The sequence below is a fragment of the Kocuria massiliensis genome (assembly GCF_900169715.1).
Lineage (GTDB): Bacteria > Actinomycetota > Actinomycetes > Actinomycetales > Micrococcaceae > Rothia > Rothia massiliensis.
Genome location: NZ_LT835160.1, coordinates 117,607 through 138,121, shown reverse-complemented (window position 1 = coordinate 138,121; position 20,515 = coordinate 117,607). Strand labels below are relative to the sequence as shown.

Below are 20,515 nucleotides of genomic sequence, written 5' to 3'. Positions count from 1 at the left end.
GATTTTCGGACGGTCCTTTAGAAAAGACCGGTCGGGTTTTCCGAGTAGGAGACTAACAAGTTCTTGGTCTGTTGATAGTGGTCGAGCATCATCAAGTGATTCTCGCGTCCGTAGCCAGACTTCTTGTACCCGCCGAACGCCGCGTGCGCGGGATAGGTGTGGTAGTTATTGACCCACACGCGCCCGGCCTGAATGGCTCGGCCGGCCCGGTAAGCGGTGTTCTGCCCACGGGTCCACACGCCGGCTCCAAGGCCAAAGTCGGTGTCATTCGCGATGGCGATGGCCTCATCGTAGTTCTTGAACGACGTCACGCTGAGTACTGGTCCGAAAATCTCCTCCCGGAAAATGCACATGGAATTGTCCCCACGGAAGACGGTGGGCTCAATGTAATAGCCCCCGGCGAGGTTGCCATCCAGCGTGACCGGGTTACCGCCCAGGAGCAATTCGGCGCCTTCCTCCGGCCCCTTCTTGAGGTACGAAGAGATTTTCTTGAATTGCTCTTCCGACGCCTGCGCTCCGACCATAGTTTCGGTATCGAGGGGGTTGCCTTGAATGATTTTCCGGGCACGCTCGACGGCGTCGCCCACGAACTGATCGAAGATCGATTCCTCGACGAGCGCGCGGGACGGGCACGTGCAGACTTCCCCTTGATTCAGGGCGAAGGAGACAAAGCCTTCCAAGGACTTTTGGTAGAAGGAGTCGTCTTGGTCGGCAACATCGGCGAAGAAAATATTGGGGGACTTGCCGCCGAGTTCCAGCGTCGACGGAATCACGTGTTCGGCGGCGGCCTTCGCGATCGTCGAACCCGTGGTGGTCTCTCCGGTGAAGGCGATCTTGCAGATACGGTCGCTGCCGGACAGGGCAGCTCCGGCTTCCTCACCGAATCCGTTGACGATGTTCAGCACGCCGTCCGGCAGGATGTCCTGAAGAAGGTCCACGACGACGAGGATCGAGGCGGGGGTCTGTTCCGCGGGCTTGAGTACCACGGTATTGCCGGCCGCTAGGGCCGGGGCAATCTTCCACGCGGCCATGAGAACGGGGAAGTTCCACGGAATAATCTGCCCGACGACGCCGAGCGGCTCATGGAAGTGGTAGGCCGTGGTCTCGTCGTCGAGTTGGGAGATGCCGCCTTCTTGGGTGCGGATCGCCGCGGCGAAATAGCGGAAGTGATCGATGGCCAGCGGGATGTCCGCGGCCAAGCACTCCCGAACCGGCTTGCCGTTATCCCACGTTTCCGCGACGGCGATGCGCTCGAGGTGGGACTCCATCGCGTCGGCGATCTTCAGGAGAACACTGGCGCGTTCAGCCACGGACGTGCGGCCCCAGGCCGGGAAGGCCTTCCATGCGGCGTCGAGCGCGAGCTCGACATCCTCCGCGGTGCTGCGTGGCACCTCGGTGAAGACCTCTCCCGTGACCGGAGTCTTATTTTCGAAGTATTGGCCCCGCACGGGCGGAACCCACTGACCGCCGATGAAGTTTTCGTAGCGGCCCCGAAATTCCGCGGGCGAATCGCTTTGGCCGGGCTGTGCATAGACCGTCATGGTGTCTCCTTTGACGTCCAGATATCAGTGATGCACGCCACTATATCTACCTCGAAGTGGTGCTGACCACATCCTTTGCGTAGTCCTCGGCCGAAAGGTCAGATTCGAACCAGTCGCTGGAGCGCGGTGCGTTGTAGAGATCCAGATCCAAGATTCCCTCGCGGCGTGAAATGATCGCCGGAATCAGGGCCTGCCCCGTCACGTTGAGAGCGGTTCGCCCCATATCGATGATCGGATCGATGGCCAGGAGAAGGCCGACGCCGTCCAGGGGGAGCCCCAGGGTAGAGAGGGTCAGCGTCAGCATGACCGTGGCGCCGGTGGTTCCGGCAGTCGCCGCCGAGCCCAGGACGGAAACCACCACGATCAGCACGTACTGCGTCAGATGCATCTCGATGCCGTAGAACTGTGCCACGAAGATCGCGGCGAGGGCCGGATAGACGGCCGCGCAACCATCCATTTTGGTGGTGGAACCGAAAGGTACTGCGAAGGAGGCATAGGCACGGGGCACCCCAAAGTTTCGTTCGGCCACCCGCTGGGTCACCGGCATCGTGCCGATCGAAGAACGTGAGACGAAGCCGATTTGCGCGGCCGGCCACACACCGGAGAAGAACTGCTTCGCGGAGAGCCCATTGGCCTTAGCCAAGAGCGGGTAGACGACGAATCCAACGACCGCGAGTCCCACGTAGAGCAGCACCACGAATTTGAGCAACGAGCCCATGGTGGTCCATCCATAGGTGAAGACGGCCGAGCCGATCAGGCCCATGGTGCCCAGTGGGGCCAGTCGGATGATCCACCACAGCACCTTTTGGATCACGGCCAGTGCGGACCGGATGAAGGCCAGGAACGGTTCGGCGGCCTTGCCGACCTTCAGTGCGGCGATACCCAACGCGCCGGAGATCACCAGGATCTGGAGAACGTTGAAATTGGGCGTGGAGGTCAGGCCCGCGCCGTCGGCCTCCTTTGTTTTGACCGTCAAACCCAAGAAGTTTTCCGGGATGATGCTCTGGACGAACGCGAGCCACGAGCCCGTGGTTCCGGAGTAGGCCTCGGGAGTCGCCAAGCCGGTATTGGCGCCGGGCCGGAAGATGACGCCCAGCACGATTCCGATGAGCACCGCGATGAGCGCCGTGCCCGCGAACCACAGCAGCGTCTTCACGGCCAAGCGGGCCGCGTTGGTCACCTCGCTGAGATTGGCGATCGAGGAAATCACCGCGGTCACCACGAGGGGCACCACGGCTGCTTTGAGTAGCGATACGTAGCTCGAACCGATGGTGTCGAGCGTGGTCATCAGGCCGTTCGGGTGCTCTTCGGCGTCGCCGCCGAGGCCGAGGGCCAGGAATCCCAGGCCGACGCCGATGATGAGGCCCAAGATGATCTGGATACCGAAGTTCGTCATCCAAGAAGGGAGTCGACGGCGCGACGCGTCAGGCGCCGTCGAGGAGGTGTGCGAGGAGGTGGAGCGATCAGACATGCGGACTACCCTAGGCCCGCTCGCGGAGAGTCGGAATTTTTCGCGACGAACTATGACAACCCTGCGCAGAACTATGCGCCGGGTCATATTTTTCCACGGAACTAGGCCCGCTCCACGGCCTCACGTGTCGGCCGAGGCGTCGGTTCGGATAGGGGGCTAGCGCGGTCGGGCGCGGCGCCACGAACCCGGCCCGGGAGGCGCGGCGCCACGAACCCGGCCCGGGAGCGAGGCCCGCACCGATGCGCTGACGGCGCGACAGAAGACGCCCCACCTCGGCGATGGGGTTGCCCGCTGGCGGACGCTTGGTCGTGGACCGTTGCTGTTGCGCGACGACGAGCGTGAGCGCCGCGAGCTCCTCCTCGGTGGGTGAGCCCTTGACGACCCGGAGCAACGGCGTCTGATCCTCGAGATGTTCTTCGGTAGACATGACTTCCCCTTACAGCGGGATATTGCCGTGCTTCTTGGCCGGCAAGGCAGCACGCTTGTCGTGGAGGGCCCGCAGCGACTTGATGATGTTGATGCGGGTTTCCGAGGGGGCGATGACCGAGTCTACGTAGCCTCGCTCGGCGGCTTGATAAGGGTTAAGCAGCTCTTCCTCGTATTTTTCGATGAGTTCTTGGCGCAGCGCCTCGACGTCGTCGCCGTTGTCCTCTGCCGCCTTGAGATCGCGGCGGTACAGAATGTTGACCGCGCCCTGAGCACCCATCACGCCAATTTGAGCCGTCGGCCATGCGAGGTTGATGTCCGCGCCGAGTTTCTTGGAACCCATGACGATGTACGCACCACCGTAGGCCTTGCGCGTGATGACGGTGATCAACGGAACGGTCGCTTCGGCATACGCAAAGATCAGCTTCGCGCCGCGGCGAATGATGCCATTGAATTCCTGCTCGGTTCCGGGCAAGAAGCCGGGGACATCCACGAATGTCAGGATCGGGATATTGAAGGCGTCGCAGTGCCGCACAAATCGGGCGGCCTTCTCGGAAGCGGCGATGTCCAACGTGCCGGCGAATTGCATCGGCTGATTAGCGACGATGCCCACCGTCCGGCCCTCGACGCGGGCGTAACCCGTCATGACGTTGGGGGCGTACAGGGCCTGCATCTCCAGGAAGTGCTCGTCGTCGACGACGGTCTCGATGACGGCCCGCATGTCATACGGTTGGTTCGCCGAATCCGGGATCAGAGTGTCCAAATCCGTGTCGTCCACGGTGACCTCGGGGTCCTGGTCGTGGTCCAGAACGACGCCGTCTTGCAGGTTATTCGACGGCAAGAATTCCAGGAGTTCGCGCAGGAAGTCGAAAGCGTCCTCTTCGTCTTCGGCGAGGTAATGGGACGTTCCGGTCACGGAGTTATGGGAGTTGGCGCCACCCAAAGTTTCCATGTCCACCTCTTCACCCGTGACGGTCTTGATGACGTCCGGGCCGGTGATGAACATGTGAGAGGTTTTGTCCACCATGATCACGTAGTCCGTGAGCGCGGGGGAGTATGCGGCACCGCCCGCACACGGGCCCATAATCACCGAGATCTGCGGGACCACGCCCGAGGCGCGAACGTTCATGCGGAAGATATCGGCAAACATGGCCAGGGACGCGACGCCCTCCTGGATGCGCGCTCCACCGCCGTCGTTAATGCCGACGACGGGGCAGCCGTTGCGCAGGGCAAATTTCTGAACCTTGACGATTTTTTCGCCATTGGCCTGAGAGAGGGAACCGCCGTAAACCGTGAAGTCTTGCGAGTAGATGGCGACCAATCGCCCGTCGACGGTGCCGTACCCCGAGACCAAGCCATCACCGGTGGGGCGCTTCTTGTCCATCCCGAATGCGGTGGTCTGGTGTGCGACGAGAGCGTCGAATTCAACGAAGGAGCCTTCGTCCAGGAACATCTCGATGCGTTCACGCGCGGTGTTCTTTCCGCGGGAATGTTGGCGCTCCACGGGCCCCGGCCCGGTGGGCATCCAAGAATCCTCGCGGCGCGCGTAAAAGTCGGCGATCTTGCCGGCCGTGGTGGCCAGGTCAGGGCCCGTCTCGTTCTGCGCGTCGGCGGAAGCTTGGCGGGTGAGATCTTCGGTCATGATGTCCTCTGCTGCGAGATGTCCAGGGCGGCACCTTCAGAAAAACGGAACCGGCCGGCAGAAAGTGCTAGGGCAAACCTACTGAACCAAGGTAGCAAACGCCCAGTCCGCGGTCCGTGCGCCGTGCCGGAGGGGGTGACTACGAGCCGACGGATCCGAGGACGACGTTCCATTCGCGAATCTCGTGCGCGGTCACCACGCCGTGGATCATCATGGGGTCCTGGTCCAAGAGGGTCTGAACGGCCGCGGAGTCCTCGGCCTCGACGATGAGGAGGGCTCCGGCGGCGGCGTCGTCGGTATACGGGCCGGAGGCCAGGAGGGATCCTTGCTCGAGCAGGCTCGACAAGTACGCACGGTGTTCGGGGCGGTGTTGAGCCTGCTGCTCCTCAGGTCCGTATGAGTAGTGGACGGCAAAACGGGTCATGGCGAACCTTCCAGGTAGTGTTTGGGTCCCGCGTCTAAACTAACCCACGAGGCACTGTGAATTCTCGGACGATCCGGGCCAATGAGGAAGAAGGCATGTCGATGACGAGCACGACTCGAGATCCGCTCGATGCCGAGCGTCTCCTGCCTGGAGGGCGGCAAGACGAACGGCTCGGATCTGCTCCGGTCGAGCTCCTGGACGAGATTGATTCGACTAACGATGAATGTGCCCGACGCTGGGCCTCGGGTCAGACGGTCGAGCACCTCACGGCCCTCCTGACCGAGCATCAGGTATCCGGGCACGGACGCCGGGACCGCGTGTGGAACGCCCCGCGATACAGTTCGGCCGTCGTATCCTTTGCCGTTGCTTCGCGTTGGGGCGAGGCGGTCATCCCCAACGATTCCCTGCATTGGGTCACGCAGATGCTTGCTCTCGCCACGAGGACGGCCGTGCGAGAGGTGACAGGTCTGCCGGCCGCGATGAAATGGCCGAACGACGTCCTCATCCACGGACAAAAGATCGCGGGAATTCTGGCTCGCGTGGTTCCGGTGGATTCCACCACGTTGAACGTTGTGGTCGGCGTCGGCATTAACGTCAATATCGACGCCGACGAGCTTCCCTTCGAGTCCGCGACGAGTCTCGCGACGGAGTGCGGTGGAACGGTGGATCGGACCGAGATCCTGATTCGTGTCATCGCCGAATTCCGCCGAATGGTGACCGCCTTTGGGGAAGCAGGGGGCGATCCGAGCCTGGCCGTAGGCGGCCTTCCGTCCTTGCTAGACCAGGTGCGTCAGAATCTCGACACTCTAGGACGACGGGTTCGAGTTGAACGCGTGGAACCCGAACCCCCGCTCGTGGGGATGGCCGTGGGAATTGCCGACGACGGATCCCTCCTGGTGCGTCCGGACGCCGGAGACACCGTGACGGTGAGCGTGGGCGACGTCGTCCACTTACGGCCGGAAAGCGGCAGCTGGTCGGACGGTGATTCCCGGTGAAGTATCGGGGAAAACTGGACGCCGGCGAGCACGTCATCACTTGTAACCGGCCTCATCCGCTCAAATTGCTGAAGCCCGCATTGGTCCTCTTGGCGGCAATCTTTCTGGCGAATATGACGCAGGTGATTACGGGGGCTCATCCGGGATGGTCCGCCGTCGCACCGATCATCCTGATCGCGGCCCTGATCTACGCCATCGCACGCCTCCTGAAGTGGGCGACCACGGGATACGCATTGACCAGCCGTCGAATCGTGGTACTGCGCGGTTGGGGAGGCCGAGGAGCTGTCACCATTCCGTTAGAGACGGTCGCCGGCGTCGTGGGCCCCCGAGGCAAGGGCAAATTGACCGGGTGCGGGACCATTCGCATCTCGGCCATGGGTCAGACCTACGAGCTGACCTGCCAGAAGGACCCCGGCCAGTTCTCAGAACTTTGTCATGAGGCTCACGTACGCTGTGTCCAGTCCCTGCGTTGGCAGGGGCAAACCTACTGACGCTACCGACCCGAGCGCTGTGATCTGTAGCATGAGGTAGGCGGATCCCTGCCGGTCTACGTGCGCGTAGCGCCCGGGCATGGAACCGAAGTTGAAGCAACGCCGAGAAAGGTGGAGCACGCCAGTGCCGCAGGACGAACCAGAGGGCAAACCGGTTTATACCGGCCCGCAGACGAGCGCGCTTAATCTGCACAATCCTGCACAGTCGAACTTGTATAAGTCGGACGACGCTAAGGCCGCTGTAGGCGCCTTGGAGCGTGTACTTCTCGGTGAAAACCGTTGGATGAATCGTCGCGAAGCCGCACATGCCGGCGATATTTCCCTTCTCTCCGCCCGAAAAATCTGGCGTGCCTTGGGGATGCCTAATCTCAAGGAAGAGGACGTTTATTTCACCGGCGCCGATTCCGAAGCGTTGGGAACCGTTTCGGCCATGGTGCGTAGCGGTCACGTTACCGAGGACGGTGTGCTGTCGATCGTCCGTTCGGTCGGGCAGATGATGGACCGCATGGTGGCGTGGCAGGTTGAGGCCTTCGTCGAGGATATGGTCGCCCATCAGGGCATGAACGACGCCGAGGCCCGTCGAGAGCTGCTCAACGTTCTCCCGGAACTGCTCAACGAGCTCGAAGACCTCATTCGCTACGGCTACCGGCGCCAGCTCAACGCCGCGGTCATCCGGCTGGCTCTCAAGGCCGAGAAATCTGTGGTCGGCGACGAAGAAGATGCCATGGATTACAAGGCATTGCCGCTGGTTCGAGGAATCGGATTCGCCGACCTCGTTTCGTTCACGTCCCTCTCGCGTCAGATGAGCGAGAAAACGCTCGCGAGCTTGGTACAGCACTTCGAGCAAAAATGCGCCGAGGTTGTGGCGGTGGGCGGTGGACGCATCGTCAAGACGGTCGGCGACGAAATACTTTTCATGACGGAGTCGCCCGAGGCGGCGGCCCGGATCTCTCTCACGCTTTCCCAGATCATCCGCGAAGATCCCAACCTTCCCGAAGCACGTGTAGCGTTTGTGTGGGGCAGAATCCTGCCCAGACTTGGAGATGTGTACGGCCCGACCGTCAACCTTGCCTCGCGGCTGGTGGCGCTCGCCGAACCCGGCTCCGTTCTGACTGACTCATCAACTGCCCGCGTCCTCGAGGGCGACGAACGGTTTGTGGTGCACCCCCAGGGGGTTCGCAACGTTCGTGGTTTCGGAGAGGTGCAGCCTGTGGCTTTGGCTTCGGGCGTGGGAACAGAATTGGAGATTGACTTCGAATGACCGAATCACTCGACCTAGCCACGTGCATTGGCGCGACGACGAACCGCGGTAACCACCGTTCTAATAACGAGGACTCTCTGATCTCCAAGGGGAACTTGTGCGCGGTTGCCGACGGCATGGGTGGTCATGAGGCCGGAGAAGTCGCCAGCGCCATGTGCGTGAATACCCTGGCCAATTCAGAGGTCTTCGCTCAATCTCATTTCGAGGTCGACTCTCCAGGGGACCACCCCGATGATTCGCGCGGAATTTTCAAGCGGCGTCGTAAGGCGAACTCCAACTTGAACGCCAAGATCATGGAGATCCTCAACGATGTGAAGGCCGTGATCGGTGAGGCCGACGAATCCATCAAGTCCGCCGCCGCGATGCGGGCTGGCACCACGCTGACCGGGTCCTGGCTCGTTTCGATCGGCGGCCAGAACATGTGGATCATCTTTAACGTGGGTGATTCGCGGACCTACCGGCTCCGCCGAGACACCGATCAGCCGATCAGTGAGCAGCCGACGTCGGTTTCCCAGACGCCCATCGAGGGGGTCAGCCTCGAACAAATCACGGTGGATCACTCCGAGGTGCAGTATCTCGTCGATACCGGACAGATCACCGCCCTGGAAGCCTTGACCCACCCGCGTCGTAATGTCATTACCCGCGCTCTCGGTACCGGGAACTATTGGGAACCGGATTTCTGGGTCATTCCCGCGAAAGAAGGCGATCGTCTGATGATGTGCTCCGATGGGCTTTCTGGGGAACTCTCCAATGAGTACATGGCACGGGTTCTCTCCACGGTGACCCACCCCAAGGACGCCGCCGACGTCCTGCAAGCCGCGGCGATCCGCTCGGGCGGTCGTGACAACATTTCCGTGATCGTGGCCGACGCCGTCGTTGCGGGTTCCTGCGTCAACCACGGGTGCGACGGCGACACCGACGGGATCCATCAGGACGAGGCCGAAGAGGGCGTCATCGACCTTGATAGTTGGCATAACAATGATCTCCACGATCCTCAGAAGACGGGCGGAAACCCGGATGGTCCCTTGGCTCCGGACGAGCAACTGCCACTGAACGGATCTGAGGAAAAATAGTGGCTCGGGCCGCGACGTCTCGCGGCTGAGGCGTCGTCCACCATTGAGGGTTTCTCCAGCGGAAATCCGTCACGTGCGCAACAATGGACTCTTGTGAGTAGCGCTGAAGAACGACGAGCCCATCAAGCCACCGACGAGTCCCACCGCGACGTCCCCGAGGACAGCCTCAAAGAACGGTACGCCGAGCTGGTCCAGAGCGTCAGGGAAGCGCGGTCCTCGTACTACGTTGAGGACGCCCCCCGGATTTCGGACGCCGAATACGATGCCCTGTACCGGGACCTCGAACGACTCGAGGCGGAACACCCCGAGTTGAAGGCCAACGATTCTCCGACACAGGAAGTGGGCGGGGAACCATCCGAGGCCTTCGCCGCGGTTCAGCACCTGGAACGCATGTACTCCCTCGAGGACGTCTTTTCGATTGACGAGCTCACCGCCTGGCTCGAGCGGGCGCAGGCTTCCATCGAGGAAGTTCGGCCCGGTCATCACAACCGCTGGCTCACGGAGCTGAAGATCGATGGTCTGGCGGTTAATCTCCTCTATCGCAACGGGGAATTGGTTCGAGCCGCTACGCGCGGTGACGGCACCACTGGTGAGGACGTCTCCCACAATGTCGCGACCATTGGCACGGTTCCTCAGCGTCTGAGCGGGGAAAATCTGCCCGATGAAATCGAAGTGCGGGGCGAGGTCTTCATCGCATCGGCCGATTTCAAGGAGCTCAACGAGGCCCTGGTCGCAGAGGGGAAGGCGCCCTTCGCCAACCCTCGCAACGCCGCCGCGGGTTCCTTGCGTCAGAAGGACGCTCGCGTCACCGCCCGTCGCAAGCTGTCGATGTTCGTTCACGGCATCGGTGCGCGGGAAGGGTTGGAGGCCACCTCACAGGCGGAGACCTATGAGTTGTTGGCCTCGTGGGGCCTTCCCGTCAGCCCGTACACCCGGCTGCTGGACTCCGTGGACGAGATTCTGGGGTTCATTGCCGACTACGGCGATCATCGCCACGACCTCGTGCACGAGATTGACGGCATCGTCGTGAAGGTCAACGACTTCCGCACACAGCAGCTTCTGGGCCACACCTCTCGTGTGCCCCGCTGGGCCGTGGCCTATAAATATCCGCCGGAAGAGGTCAACACCAAGCTCAAGGACATCCAGGTCAGCGTTGGCCGTACGGGCCGAGTCACTCCGTACGGAATGATGGAGCCGGTTAAAGTCGCCGGGTCTACCGTCGAGATGGCCACTTTGCACAATCAGGACGTGGTCAAAGCCAAAGGTGTGCTGATCGGCGACACCGTCGTGTTGCGCAAGGCCGGCGACGTCATTCCAGAAATCGTCGGACCGGTTGCCGCTTTACGAGACGGCTCGGAACGTGAATTCGTGATGCCCACCCAGTGCCCCTCGTGCGGTACGGGCCTCGCTCCCGCTAAAGAAGGGGACGTGGACATCCGCTGCCCCAATCACCGCTCGTGCCCGGCTCAGCTGTGGCAGACGCTGTTCCACACTGCGGGTCGAGGCGCTTTCGACATCGATGCGTTGGGGGAGGAGGCCGCTCGTGCCCTCACTCAGCCTGCCGAACCCGAAATTCCGCCTCTAACCAGCATTGCGGGACTTTTTGACCTCCGAGCCGAGGACCTCGCCGACGTGCGCATCGAACGGCCGGTGAAGAAAAAGGGCGTCGAGACGGGGGAGACGGAACGCGTTCCCTATTTCTATACCCGGGGCACCGCGAAGAAACCTTCCTCGCCCACGGCCAACACGGTCCGCATGTTTGACCAGATCGAGCGGGCGAAACAGCAGCCGTTGTGGCGGGTGCTCGTGGCCTTGAGTATCCGTCATGTGGGGCCGACCGCGTCCCGTGCCTTGGCCACCGAATTTGGGTCGATCCCCGCCATTCAAGACGCCGACGAAGAGCGGCTGGCCGATACCGACGGCGTGGGCCCCACCATTGCACGTGCCGTCAAGGAATGGTTTGCCGAAGAATGGCACCGTGAGATCGTGGAACGCTGGGCAGCCGCGGGCGTTCGCATGGAAGAGGAGAGGGACGCTTCGACGCCGCGCGTGCTGGACGGGCTGACCATCGTGGCCACCGGCACCCTTGAGGGGTTCACCAGGGATTCCGTGAAGGAAGCCATCATTGCCCGAGGTGGCAAGCCCTCGGGATCCGTGTCGAAGAACACCGACTACCTTGTTGCGGGGGAAAACGCAGGGAGCAAGCGGGATAAAGCCGAAAATCTGGGTGTGACAATCCTCGATTCAGAGCAATTTCGGGCGCTCCTCAAGGGCGGCCCATCGGCCTTGGATCCCGCTATTGGCGGGGAATGAGGTCACGAAACAGTCTCGAAAAGGTCACAACGTTGTGATTTAGCCCATGGTGTGGGGGCTTGCGTAGCCCCTGCGGCCCCCATAGGCTGGCACGCGTGCTTGAGGTGATCAATTCGTGATCAAACCGCAAGCGACACGAAAAAAGTGACGCATCCATCAAAAAATTGGTTGCGAACTTCAAAATCGTTACTGTATCGTTATAAACAGCTCGCCACCGAGAGGTGGCTCTTGGCCTCACGCGAGTACGCGGGGGTCAACCACAGAACAATGCTGGGTGCTGCCGTACACCGGACGTCGTCTACAAGGCAGACACCTGAAACTTGACCTAAACATCACATAGGTAGACGACGGCGCGGCGAAGTCCAGGGATGGATGGAGCGTTAGGTGGCCTCAGGAGCATCGTGAACACTACTTCCACTTTCCGACGTAATGCCCGCCGCGGTGCTGCCGCTCTCGTGATCGGTGGTGCAGCCGCCGGCGCGTTGGCTACCGCTCCCGCAAACGCAGATAGCCTCAACTGGGATGCCGTCGCCGAGTGCGAGTCCGGCGGAAACTGGTCCACCAACACCGGTAACGGATTCTCGGGTGGCCTGCAGTTCACTCCGAGCACCTGGTCCTCCTTCGGCGGTCAGGGCGACCCGCAGAATGCTTCCAAGGCAGAGCAGATCCAGGTTGCCGAGCGCGTCTATGCTGAGCAGGGTGCCGGCGCCTGGCCCGTCTGCTCCCAGAAGGGTGGTACCGGCAACACCGGTTCGACCGCCGCTTCGACCGAGCAGGCTGCCCCGCAGGCTCAGGAGACCCAGACCTACCAGGCACCGGCTCAGGAGCAGCAGGCTCCGGCTCAGCCCGAGGTCCAGCAGGCTCCGGTCGAGCAGGCTCCGGTTCAGCAGGCTCCCGTCCAGGAGACCTACCAGGCTCCGGTTGAGACCCAGGCTGCCGCCCCGGCTCAGACCGCTTCGGCTGGTTCCTACACCGTTGTTGCCGGTGACACCATGGTCAAGATCGCTGCCGCTCACGGCATCGATTGGCAGACCCTGGCCGCCGCTAACACCTCGGTGGTTTCCGACCCCACGCTGATCTTCCCCGGCCAGGTCCTCGAGATCCCCGCCGCGTAAGTTCGGTGATCGCGATCGTCTGAACGACGATCGGATGTCATCTTCATCGAAAGTGCCCCGTCCTGCATCGCAGGCCGGGGCACTTTTGTATTTCCCTGGGGTACTCGAGGTCCCGTGTTCGCCCATGGCGCTGAGCCGCACGTCCTGCGGCATTTTAGGGTCGCTCGCGCCGTGACTAGACTGAGATGGACGCCGCGCACCCCATCGGGTGGCGTCGGCACGACGTACACGTCAACTCGTCCCAGCGCCAATCGAGCAGGAGAATTCATGACTGCCATATCTCGTGACCAGGTCGCGCACCTTGCGTCCCTGGCTCACATCGAGATGGACGACCAGGAGCTTGACTCCATGGCCGCCGAACTCGATGTGATCGTCAATGCGGTGCAATCGGTGCAGGAGGCGCCCATCGAGGATGTTCCTCCGACCTCGCACCCGCTCCCGTTGTCCAACGCTTTCCGCGACGACGTCGTAGGCGAGACACTGACGAACGACGAAGCGCTGCTCAATGCGCCCGATGCCGAGGACGGACAGTTCAAGGTCCCGGCCATCCTGAACGAAGACTAGGGGCGTGAACCACACCGTGAAGAACCAAGAACTCATCACCTTGACGGCCTCCGAGGCCGCCGAAAAATTGGCCGCCGGCGAGATCACCTCGGTCGAACTGACCCAGGCGCATCTGGACCGGATCGCCGCCACTGAAGGCACCCCGGTCTCCGAAGAGGACCGTTCCCAGGGCAAGACCGGACTGAACGCGTTCTTGAACGTCAGCGGCGAAGAAGCCCTCGAAACCGCGCGTCAGGTGGACGCCGACCGTGCCGCAGGCAAGGATCTGCCGCCCATGGCGGGAGTCCCGATCGCGGTCAAGGACCTCATCGTGACCAAGGGGCAGCCGACCACGGCGGCCTCTCGGATGCTCGAAGGCTGGATGAGCCCTTACGACGGCACCGTGGTGCAGAAAATTCGTGAGGCGCGCCTGCCGATTCTGGGCAAAACTAACCTCGATGAATTTGCCATGGGATCCTCGACCGAGCATTCCGCCTTTGGCGTGACTCGTAATCCCTGGGACTTGGACCGGATTCCCGGTGGCTCCGGGGGCGGCTCTGCCGCGGCCGTCACGGCCTTCCAAGCTCCGCTCGCCCTCGGCACGGATACGGGCGGATCCATCCGTCAGCCCGCTGCCGTGACGGGTTCCGTCGGTGTTAAGCCCACGTACGGTTCCGTGTCTCGGTACGGCGTCATCGCGATGGCTTCGTCGCTGGACCAGGTGGGACCTGTCAGCCGCTCGGTGCGTGACTCTGCGGTCCTGCACGAGATCATCGGCGGCTATGACCCCATGGACTCAACCTCGATCAACGAGCCGGTGGGTGCGTACGTCGAGGCCGCGGACCAGGGTGCCGCGCCCGGTGGTCTCCAGGGATTGAAGGTCGGCGTCGTCAAGGAATTGACCGGTGAAGGCTTCCAGGCCGGCGTCACCCGCCGCTTTGAGGAATCGGTGGAGCTACTTCGCGCGGCAGGAGCCGAAGTCGTCGAGGTTTCCACCCCCAATCTGCAGCACGCTCTGGGCGCGTACTACCTCATCATGGCGTCGGAGGTCTCCTCCAACCTCGCGAAGTACGACGGCGTCCGCTTCGGCCTGCGCGAAATGCCGAAGGACGGCCCCGTCACCATCGAGCGGGTCATGTCGGCCACGCGCGCCGCAGGGTTCGGCCCCGAGGCGAAGCGGCGCATCATTTTGGGCACATACGCTTTGTCGGCGGGTTACTACGATGCCTACTACGGTTCGGCGCAACGTGTCCGCACGTTGATTCAGCGCGACTTCACGAATGCCTTCGCGGAGGTGGACGTCCTGATGTCTCCGACCTCTCCGACCACGGCCTTCAAGCTGGGGTCAAAGACGGAAGATCCGCTGGAAATGTATCTCAACGACATCGCGACGATTCCGGTCAACCTCGCCGGAATTCCTTCGATTTCTCTTCCCGGCGGACTCGCGGACGAGGACGGCCTCCCTGTGGGCATCCAGTTCATGGCTCCGGCCAAGGAAGACGCTCGACTGTACCGGGCGGGTGCCGGGCTGGAAGCCGCATTGAAGGAGAAGTGGGGTGGGGCCCTGCTGGATCAGCTGCCCGACACGGAGTCACTCATCGCCGCACGGACCGAAGGAAGTGCCAAGTAAATGACCGATCAGATTCTGTCCTTCGACGAGGCGATGGCTAAGTACGACCCCGTACTTGGCTTTGAGGTCCACGTCGAGCTCAATACCAAGACCAAGATGTTCGACGCCGCCCCCAACGCTTTTGGCGACGAGCCCAACACGAATATCAGTCCTGTCTCCCTCGGCCTGCCGGGCGTCTTGCCCAAGGTCAATGGTCAAGCCGTCGAGTCGGCGATCAAATTGGGTCTCGCTTTGGGGTGCGATATCGCACCGGTGAGCCATTTCGCTCGAAAGAATTACTTCTACCCGGACACCCCCAAGAACTTCCAAACCTCTCAGTTTGACGAGCCGATCGCCGAAAACGGTTCGGTCGATGTTCAGCTGGAGGATGGCACGACGTTCACCATCGATATCGAGCGCGCGCACATGGAGGAAGACGCCGGGAAGCTGAGCCACAAGGGCGGCGCCGGACGCATTCAGGGTGCGGACTATTCCCTCGTGGACTACAACCGGTCCGGCGTGCCGCTCATCGAGATTGTGACCCGCCCGATTCGTGGCGCGGGGGAGCGCGCGCCGGAGCTGGCGAAGGCATACGTCGCCGCCATCCGCGAGATCGTGAAGAACCTCGGTATTTCCGATGCCCGTATGGAGCGCGGCAACGTCCGCTGCGATGCCAACGTGTCGCTCATGCCCAAGGGCTCCGACACGCTCGGAACCCGCACGGAAACCAAGAACGTGAATTCGATGCGTTCCGTCGAGCGCGCGGTGCGTTACGAAATCTGCCGTCACGCCGCCGTTTTGGACGCCGGCGAGAAGATCGTTCAGGAAACCCGTCACTGGCACGAGGACACTCGTGTGACCACCTCGGGACGGCCGAAGTCCGACGCGGACGACTACCGGTACTTCCCGGAGCCGGACCTGGTTCCCGTGGTGACCAACGAGGAGTGGATCGAGCGGTTGCGTTCCGAGCTTCCGGAGCCTCCGGCAGAGCGTCGTCGGCGTCTGCAGAACGAGTGGGGCTACTCGGATGAGGAATTCCGCGACGTCGTCAACGCCGGCGTCATGACGGAAATCGAGGAGACCATTGCCGCCGGTGCGAGCGCTCCCGTGGCCCGCAAATGGTGGATGGGTGAAATCTCCCGCCTGGCTAAGGCCCGCGAGGTGGAGCCCGGCGAGGTCGGCGCGACACCGCAGATCGTGGTCGAGCTCGACGGACTCATCCAGGAGGGCAAGATCAACGACAAGATCGCCCGCCAGGTGCTGGAACACGTGCTCGAGGGCGAGGGTTCCCCGAGCGAGGTCGTGGAGAAGCGCGGACTCGCGGTGGTTTCCGACGAGGGTGCGCTATCCACCGCCGTCGACGAAGCCTTGGCCGCGATGCCCGACGTTGCCGAGAAGATCCGTGGAGGCAAAATCCAGGCCGCGGGCGCGGTGGTCGGCCAGGTCATGAAGGCCACCCGAGGGCAGGCCGACGCCGGTCGCGTGCGTGAACTGATTCTCGAGAAATTGGGCGTCGAAGGCTAGAATTCGGCGCCTGTAGCGAAGGCCGTGGAAAGAACCGCATTGTGAGTGCGGCGCTTTCCACGGCCTTTTCTATAGTTCGGCGGAATTAGGAGCGGATCCCCAAGCAATTCAGGACGAAGGAGAACTCCCACGCGGCGTCCTCCCACCGGCGATAACGGCCAGATCCGCCGCCATGACCTCCGTCCATTTCGATCCGGAGGAGTATGGGTGCGTCACCCGTGGTCATCGACCGGAGTTTGGGAACCCACTTGGCCGGTTCCACGTACAGGACCCGGGTGTCATTCAGGCTGGTGACCGCCGCAATGGGCGGATAGGCCACGGCCTGAACGTTTTCGTAGGGGGAGTACCCGGTCATGTAGCGGTACACCTCGGCGTCGTCGATGGGATTGCCCCATTCTTCCCATTCCAGGGCCGATAGGGGAAGTTCGGGATCGGAGATGCTGGTGACGGGATCCACGAATGGCACGACGGCAAGGATTCCCGCGTACTTTTCTGGAGCCATGTTGGCCACGGCACCGACGAGCAATCCGCCCGCGGAGCCGCCTTCGGCCACGATGTGCTGCTCGTCCGCCCATGGCTGATCCGCCAGGTAATCCGTGACGGCGATGAAATCCGTAAACGAGTTCTCTTTGTTCAGCTTCTTGCCTTGGAGATACCACTCGCGCCCCAGCTCGCCACCGCCGCGCACATGGGCCACCACGTACACAACGCCGCGGTCCAGCAAACTCAGCCGGGCAATGGAAAACCCGGGGTTGGAACTCGCCTCATAGGAACCGTAACCGTACTGCAGTACCGGGTGCGGGACCGTGAGGTCGAGGTCGGCCCGGTGCACCACCGAAACGGGAATTTGAGTGCCGTCCGGGGCCGTGGCCCACTCGCGGCGTGCGACGTAGTCTTCGGTGCGGAAACCACCCAACACCGGGGTCTCGCGCCGCAATTCGAGTCGGTCTGACTCTGGGAAATAGTCGTAGCGTCGCCACGGAGTCACGTAGGAGATGTATCCCAGACCAATCACAGGGGAGTGGAGCGACATCGCGGAGATCTTCGCGGTATAGAGCTCATCGGCCGAGAAAGGCTCGACGGCGGCGGGAAGCGGTGTGCCGTCGATCGCCGATGCGACGTCGGCCAGCGGGTACACCCCAACCTTTTCAACACCGCCCTCACGCATGCTGAGCGCCAGGTGGGTCCGATTCACCATGAAGCCGTTGATTCGGCGCGTGGAGGATCCGGGGAGCAAAACTGTCCCGACGCGGAGCAAGGCCTCGATCGATCCGGCCTCCCACGCATCGGCCAGAGCAACGGCCAGCAACTCACCATTGGGGGCACCCGAATCGTGATTCACGAGCAGGTACGTGGTGCCGAGAACATCGACCGGATCGGCCTCGTAGAGCACCCGTTCCTCGCGGGGGACGACGACGCGTGGCCGGGGCGCCGAGTGGCCGTTCAACTCCGAGAGCGGAAGGATCCTGGTCTCGTTGTATTCCGAGCATCCGGCGTCGAGGATCAGATGTTGCTCGTCGGATGCGATTTCGGCGCCAAGCCAGAGGGCGACGTCGGGCTCGTTCCACAGTGAGACGTCTTCCGCGGCATCTGTTCCCAAGCGGTGCGCGCGAACCTCGTAGGGCCGCCAGGATGTATCGACCACGGAGTAGATCACATGAGAGCCGTCTGGGGTCAGGAATCCACCGGCAAACACTCCGTGGAGGACATCCGGAAGGAGCGTGCCGGTCGTCAGATCCTTGACGTATTGATCGAAGCGTTCATCTCCGGTCTCGTCCACGGAATACGTCAGGTAGCGTCCGTCGCGGGTCACCTGGAAAGCCCCCAGCGAGAAGAACGGCAGATCGGCGGCCACCTTATTGCAGTCCAGCAGGACCTCTTCGCCCTCCAGGGGCGCATCCACCGGTACCTGTGGCGGGGTCCAGTCCTGGGCCGTGTCGCCGGTGTTGTGGGCGGGGACGCGGCAGAAGACGGCGTAGTCGGCGCCCTCACGGGTCCGCTGGAAATACCACCAATCGCCATGGCGATTTGGCACCGACAGATCCGTCTCCTGGGTGCGGTCCTTGATCTCCTGCACGATGGACGAACGGAGATCCCCGAGGCCCTCGGTGAGAGCCTCGGCGTAGGCGTTCTCGGCCTTCAGATAGTCGATAACGGCGGGGTCGTCTTTCGCCCGGAGCCATTCGTAGTCGTCGACGAATTCATCGCCGTGCATCAACCGTTGGGTGGGGACCTTGCGGGTTTGGGGCGGCTGTGCCGCGGAATTCCACTGCGGGCCATGCACGGTGCGTGATTCAGCTGAAGTCATGCGCCCAGTCTAGTAATCCGCGCACCCTCGCCTTGCGGCCGTCAGCCCTGGGCGGACTCGGCGCGTTGCCTGGAACGGCGCGTCAGCGGGTACAGAACGGCCAGCAGAACCAGCCAGACGGCGCCGATGATCAGAGACATCCTGGTGTCCTCGAAGAACCCGAGCAAGACGATCACGAACACCATGAATGCCAAAGCCGCCCACGAGGCAACCGGCCACAGCGGCGTCGGGAACGGAGACGGCCCCGTGTCTTCGCGTCGACGTTGCCGCCGCATCGCAAGGTGCGTCACGAGAATCATGACCCACACCAGCACGGTCGCAAAGGTGACGAGTGTTGCGACGTAGAGGAAAGCGTTTTCGAAGAAGACGTTGACGAGCACACCCACGACCAACACGAGACCCATCGCGGCCACCGTCATTCGGGGTGTGCCGCCGGGTGAGACTCGAGTGAACGAGCGCGGAGCCAGCCCTCGCTGAGCCAAACCGAACAGCATGCGGCCCGCACCGTAGATGTCTGAGTTAATCGCCGAGACGGCGGCGGTCAGGACCACCACATTGAGGATGTGTGCCGCCGCAGGAATGCCGAGCCCAGAGAAGATCTGCACGAAGGGCGACCCCTCATTACCGATGCTGCTCCACGGGTAGAGCGACATGATGACGCCCATGGTCAGAACGTAGAACAGGAGAATCCGCACGGGCACGGTGTTGATGGCCCCCGGGATGGACTTGCCCGGATTCTCCGCTTCCCCCGCGGTAATACCGATGGTTTCGACGCCGCCAAAGGCGAACATCACCACGGTGAAGCACGCAAGGAATCCGGTGAATCCGTGCGGGAAGAAACCACCCTGTTCCCACAAATTGGTGACCGACGGCTGCACCTGATCGTGCAGGGAGACGCCGAAGATCATGAGCGCGATGCCGCCCACGATCATCGCGATGATCGCGCCCACCTTGACGATGGTGAGCCAGAATTCCACCTCGCCATACACCTTGACCTTCGTCAGGTTGATCCCCATGATGATGGCGACCACCGCGACGATCCAGACCCAGCTGGGCGAACCCGGGAACCAGAAGCGCATATAGAGGGAAAAGGCGGTCACGTCGGCCACCGCGACGAGGGCCATTTCGAAGGCGAAGCTCCAGCCTGTGACGAATCCGGCCCAGCGGCCGAGGTACTGCGTCGCGTAATCCGAGAACGATCCGGGCACCGGGTGCACCATGGCCATCTCACCCATGGCACGCATGACCATAAAGACCGCGGCACCGCCGATCACGTAAGCGAGCAGAACGGACGGACCGGCGAATTGAATCGCGTCCGCCGAGCCGAGGAAGAGCCCGGTGCCAATGGCGGAACCGAGAGCGATGAAACGAATATGTCGCAAAGTGAGACCACGGTGGAGCGAGCTCCGGGTTTGCGGTGCGGGGTCGGTGGCGGCCGACGAGTGGGTCTGCGGGGTAGAACTGCGTTCTTGCACGGTCTTCCTTTGCGCTCGTGACCGTTATGGCTCACGATCGGTCCTTGAATCTGACTCTGGATAGGTTACGCAACTGCACCGAGCCACGTCATAAATGTCACGACGTGTCACGCGCGCTTAGCATCCGGCCCAAGCTTGACCCGTTGCCCCTGCCCGGAGAAAACTTGAATCAGGTCAAGAGAGCCAGTGACAAGCCCCAGCTTGCTGGCCGGCAACCCTCCAACCGCGGTGGGGTGCCCTGGGTGAGGACCAGGTGGTCGTGAAAATGCGGCCACAAGCGCGGGCGCGGTGTGCCCGGTCATCA

General features: G+C 62.4%; 16 protein-coding genes and 1 riboswitch. Of the genes, 9 read left to right on the top strand and 7 right to left on the bottom strand.

Annotation, left to right across the window (positions count from 1 at the left end; genetic code table 11):
- Positions 1 to 17 precede the first annotated feature (17 nt).
- From exaC to B9Y51_RS02130, 5 genes are all read right to left on the bottom strand, one after another.
- Positions 18 to 1,541 carry an acetaldehyde dehydrogenase ExaC gene (gene exaC, locus B9Y51_RS02150; protein WP_085528633.1) on the bottom strand — a complete coding sequence of 508 codons (1,524 nt, stop codon included), beginning with the start codon at positions 1,539 to 1,541 and terminating at the stop codon, positions 18 to 20.
- 46 nt (positions 1,542 to 1,587) lie between these two features.
- Complete coding sequence (locus B9Y51_RS02145) at positions 1,588 to 3,012, bottom strand: dicarboxylate/amino acid:cation symporter (RefSeq protein ID WP_085528632.1); 1,425 nt, start codon at positions 3,010 to 3,012, stop codon at positions 1,588 to 1,590.
- 10 nt (positions 3,013 to 3,022) lie between these two features.
- Positions 3,023 to 3,439 (bottom strand): acyl-CoA carboxylase subunit epsilon, encoded by a 417-nt coding sequence (locus B9Y51_RS11230; RefSeq protein ID WP_085528631.1) that lies wholly within the window; start codon positions 3,437 to 3,439, stop codon positions 3,023 to 3,025.
- A gap of 9 nt (positions 3,440 to 3,448) precedes the next feature.
- Complete coding sequence (locus tag B9Y51_RS02135; RefSeq protein WP_048679440.1) at positions 3,449 to 5,080, bottom strand: acyl-CoA carboxylase subunit beta; 1,632 nt, start codon at positions 5,078 to 5,080, stop codon at positions 3,449 to 3,451.
- A 139-nt stretch (positions 5,081 to 5,219) separates the two neighbouring features.
- Positions 5,220 to 5,504 carry a YciI family protein gene (locus tag B9Y51_RS02130; protein ID WP_085528630.1) on the bottom strand — a complete coding sequence of 95 codons (285 nt, stop codon included), beginning with the start codon at positions 5,502 to 5,504 and terminating at the stop codon, positions 5,220 to 5,222.
- Between the two features lie 95 nt (positions 5,505 to 5,599).
- Here B9Y51_RS02130 and B9Y51_RS02125 point away from each other — a divergent pair, with 95 nt between their 5' ends.
- The 9 genes from B9Y51_RS02125 to gatB all read left to right on the top strand — a co-directional run bounded on the left by B9Y51_RS02125 (position 5,600) and on the right by gatB (position 16,428).
- Complete coding sequence (locus B9Y51_RS02125) at positions 5,600 to 6,499, top strand: biotin--[acetyl-CoA-carboxylase] ligase (RefSeq protein ID WP_143467960.1); 900 nt, start codon at positions 5,600 to 5,602, stop codon at positions 6,497 to 6,499.
- Positions 6,500 to 6,564: 65 nt separating this feature from the next.
- Positions 6,565 to 6,990: a PH domain-containing protein gene (locus tag B9Y51_RS02120; RefSeq protein WP_126855762.1), complete on the top strand. Its 426-nt coding sequence runs from the start codon at positions 6,565 to 6,567 to the stop codon at positions 6,988 to 6,990.
- Positions 6,991 to 7,069: 79 nt separating this feature from the next.
- Positions 7,070 to 8,251: an adenylate/guanylate cyclase domain-containing protein gene (locus tag B9Y51_RS02115; protein ID WP_082156668.1), complete on the top strand. Its 1,182-nt coding sequence runs from the start codon at positions 7,070 to 7,072 to the stop codon at positions 8,249 to 8,251.
- Positions 8,248 to 9,324 carry a PP2C family protein-serine/threonine phosphatase gene (locus B9Y51_RS02110; RefSeq protein ID WP_065424224.1) on the top strand — a complete coding sequence of 359 codons (1,077 nt, stop codon included), beginning with the start codon at positions 8,248 to 8,250 and terminating at the stop codon, positions 9,322 to 9,324. The genes B9Y51_RS02115 and B9Y51_RS02110 overlap by 4 nt, the downstream gene beginning before the upstream one ends.
- Before the next feature lie 93 nt (positions 9,325 to 9,417).
- Positions 9,418 to 11,637 carry an NAD-dependent DNA ligase LigA gene (ligA, locus tag B9Y51_RS02105; RefSeq protein ID WP_085528628.1) on the top strand — a complete coding sequence of 740 codons (2,220 nt, stop codon included), beginning with the start codon at positions 9,418 to 9,420 and terminating at the stop codon, positions 11,635 to 11,637.
- A 401-nt stretch (positions 11,638 to 12,038) separates the two neighbouring features.
- Positions 12,039 to 12,752, top strand: coding sequence for a transglycosylase family protein (locus tag B9Y51_RS02100; protein WP_245826026.1), 714 nt, complete (start codon positions 12,039 to 12,041; stop codon positions 12,750 to 12,752).
- A 267-nt stretch (positions 12,753 to 13,019) separates the two neighbouring features.
- A complete protein-coding gene (gene gatC, locus B9Y51_RS02095; RefSeq protein ID WP_048679420.1) occupies positions 13,020 to 13,316 on the top strand; it encodes an Asp-tRNA(Asn)/Glu-tRNA(Gln) amidotransferase subunit GatC in 297 nt (98 codons plus the stop codon).
- A 4-nt stretch (positions 13,317 to 13,320) separates the two neighbouring features.
- The gene (gene gatA / locus B9Y51_RS02090) at positions 13,321 to 14,925 is read left to right on the top strand and encodes an Asp-tRNA(Asn)/Glu-tRNA(Gln) amidotransferase subunit GatA (protein WP_085528626.1); all 1,605 of its coding nucleotides are present in this window, start codon (positions 13,321 to 13,323) and stop codon (positions 14,923 to 14,925) included.
- Entirely contained in the window at positions 14,926 to 16,428 is a 1,503-nt protein-coding gene (gene gatB, locus B9Y51_RS02085; protein ID WP_048679417.1) for an Asp-tRNA(Asn)/Glu-tRNA(Gln) amidotransferase subunit GatB, read from the top strand.
- 85 nt (positions 16,429 to 16,513) lie between these two features.
- On the opposite strand, the gene B9Y51_RS02080 is transcribed toward gatB, so the two are convergent.
- Both B9Y51_RS02080 and B9Y51_RS02075 read right to left on the bottom strand, forming a co-directional pair.
- Positions 16,514 to 18,736 (bottom strand): S9 family peptidase, encoded by a 2,223-nt coding sequence (locus B9Y51_RS02080; protein ID WP_085528625.1) that lies wholly within the window; start codon positions 18,734 to 18,736, stop codon positions 16,514 to 16,516.
- Between the two features lie 41 nt (positions 18,737 to 18,777).
- Positions 18,778 to 20,211 (bottom strand): amino acid permease, encoded by a 1,434-nt coding sequence (locus B9Y51_RS02075; RefSeq protein WP_085528624.1) that lies wholly within the window; start codon positions 20,209 to 20,211, stop codon positions 18,778 to 18,780.
- A gap of 172 nt (positions 20,212 to 20,383) precedes the next feature.
- Positions 20,384 to 20,497, top strand: a riboswitch (SAM riboswitch).
- The last annotated feature ends 18 nt before the right edge of the window (positions 20,498 to 20,515 follow it).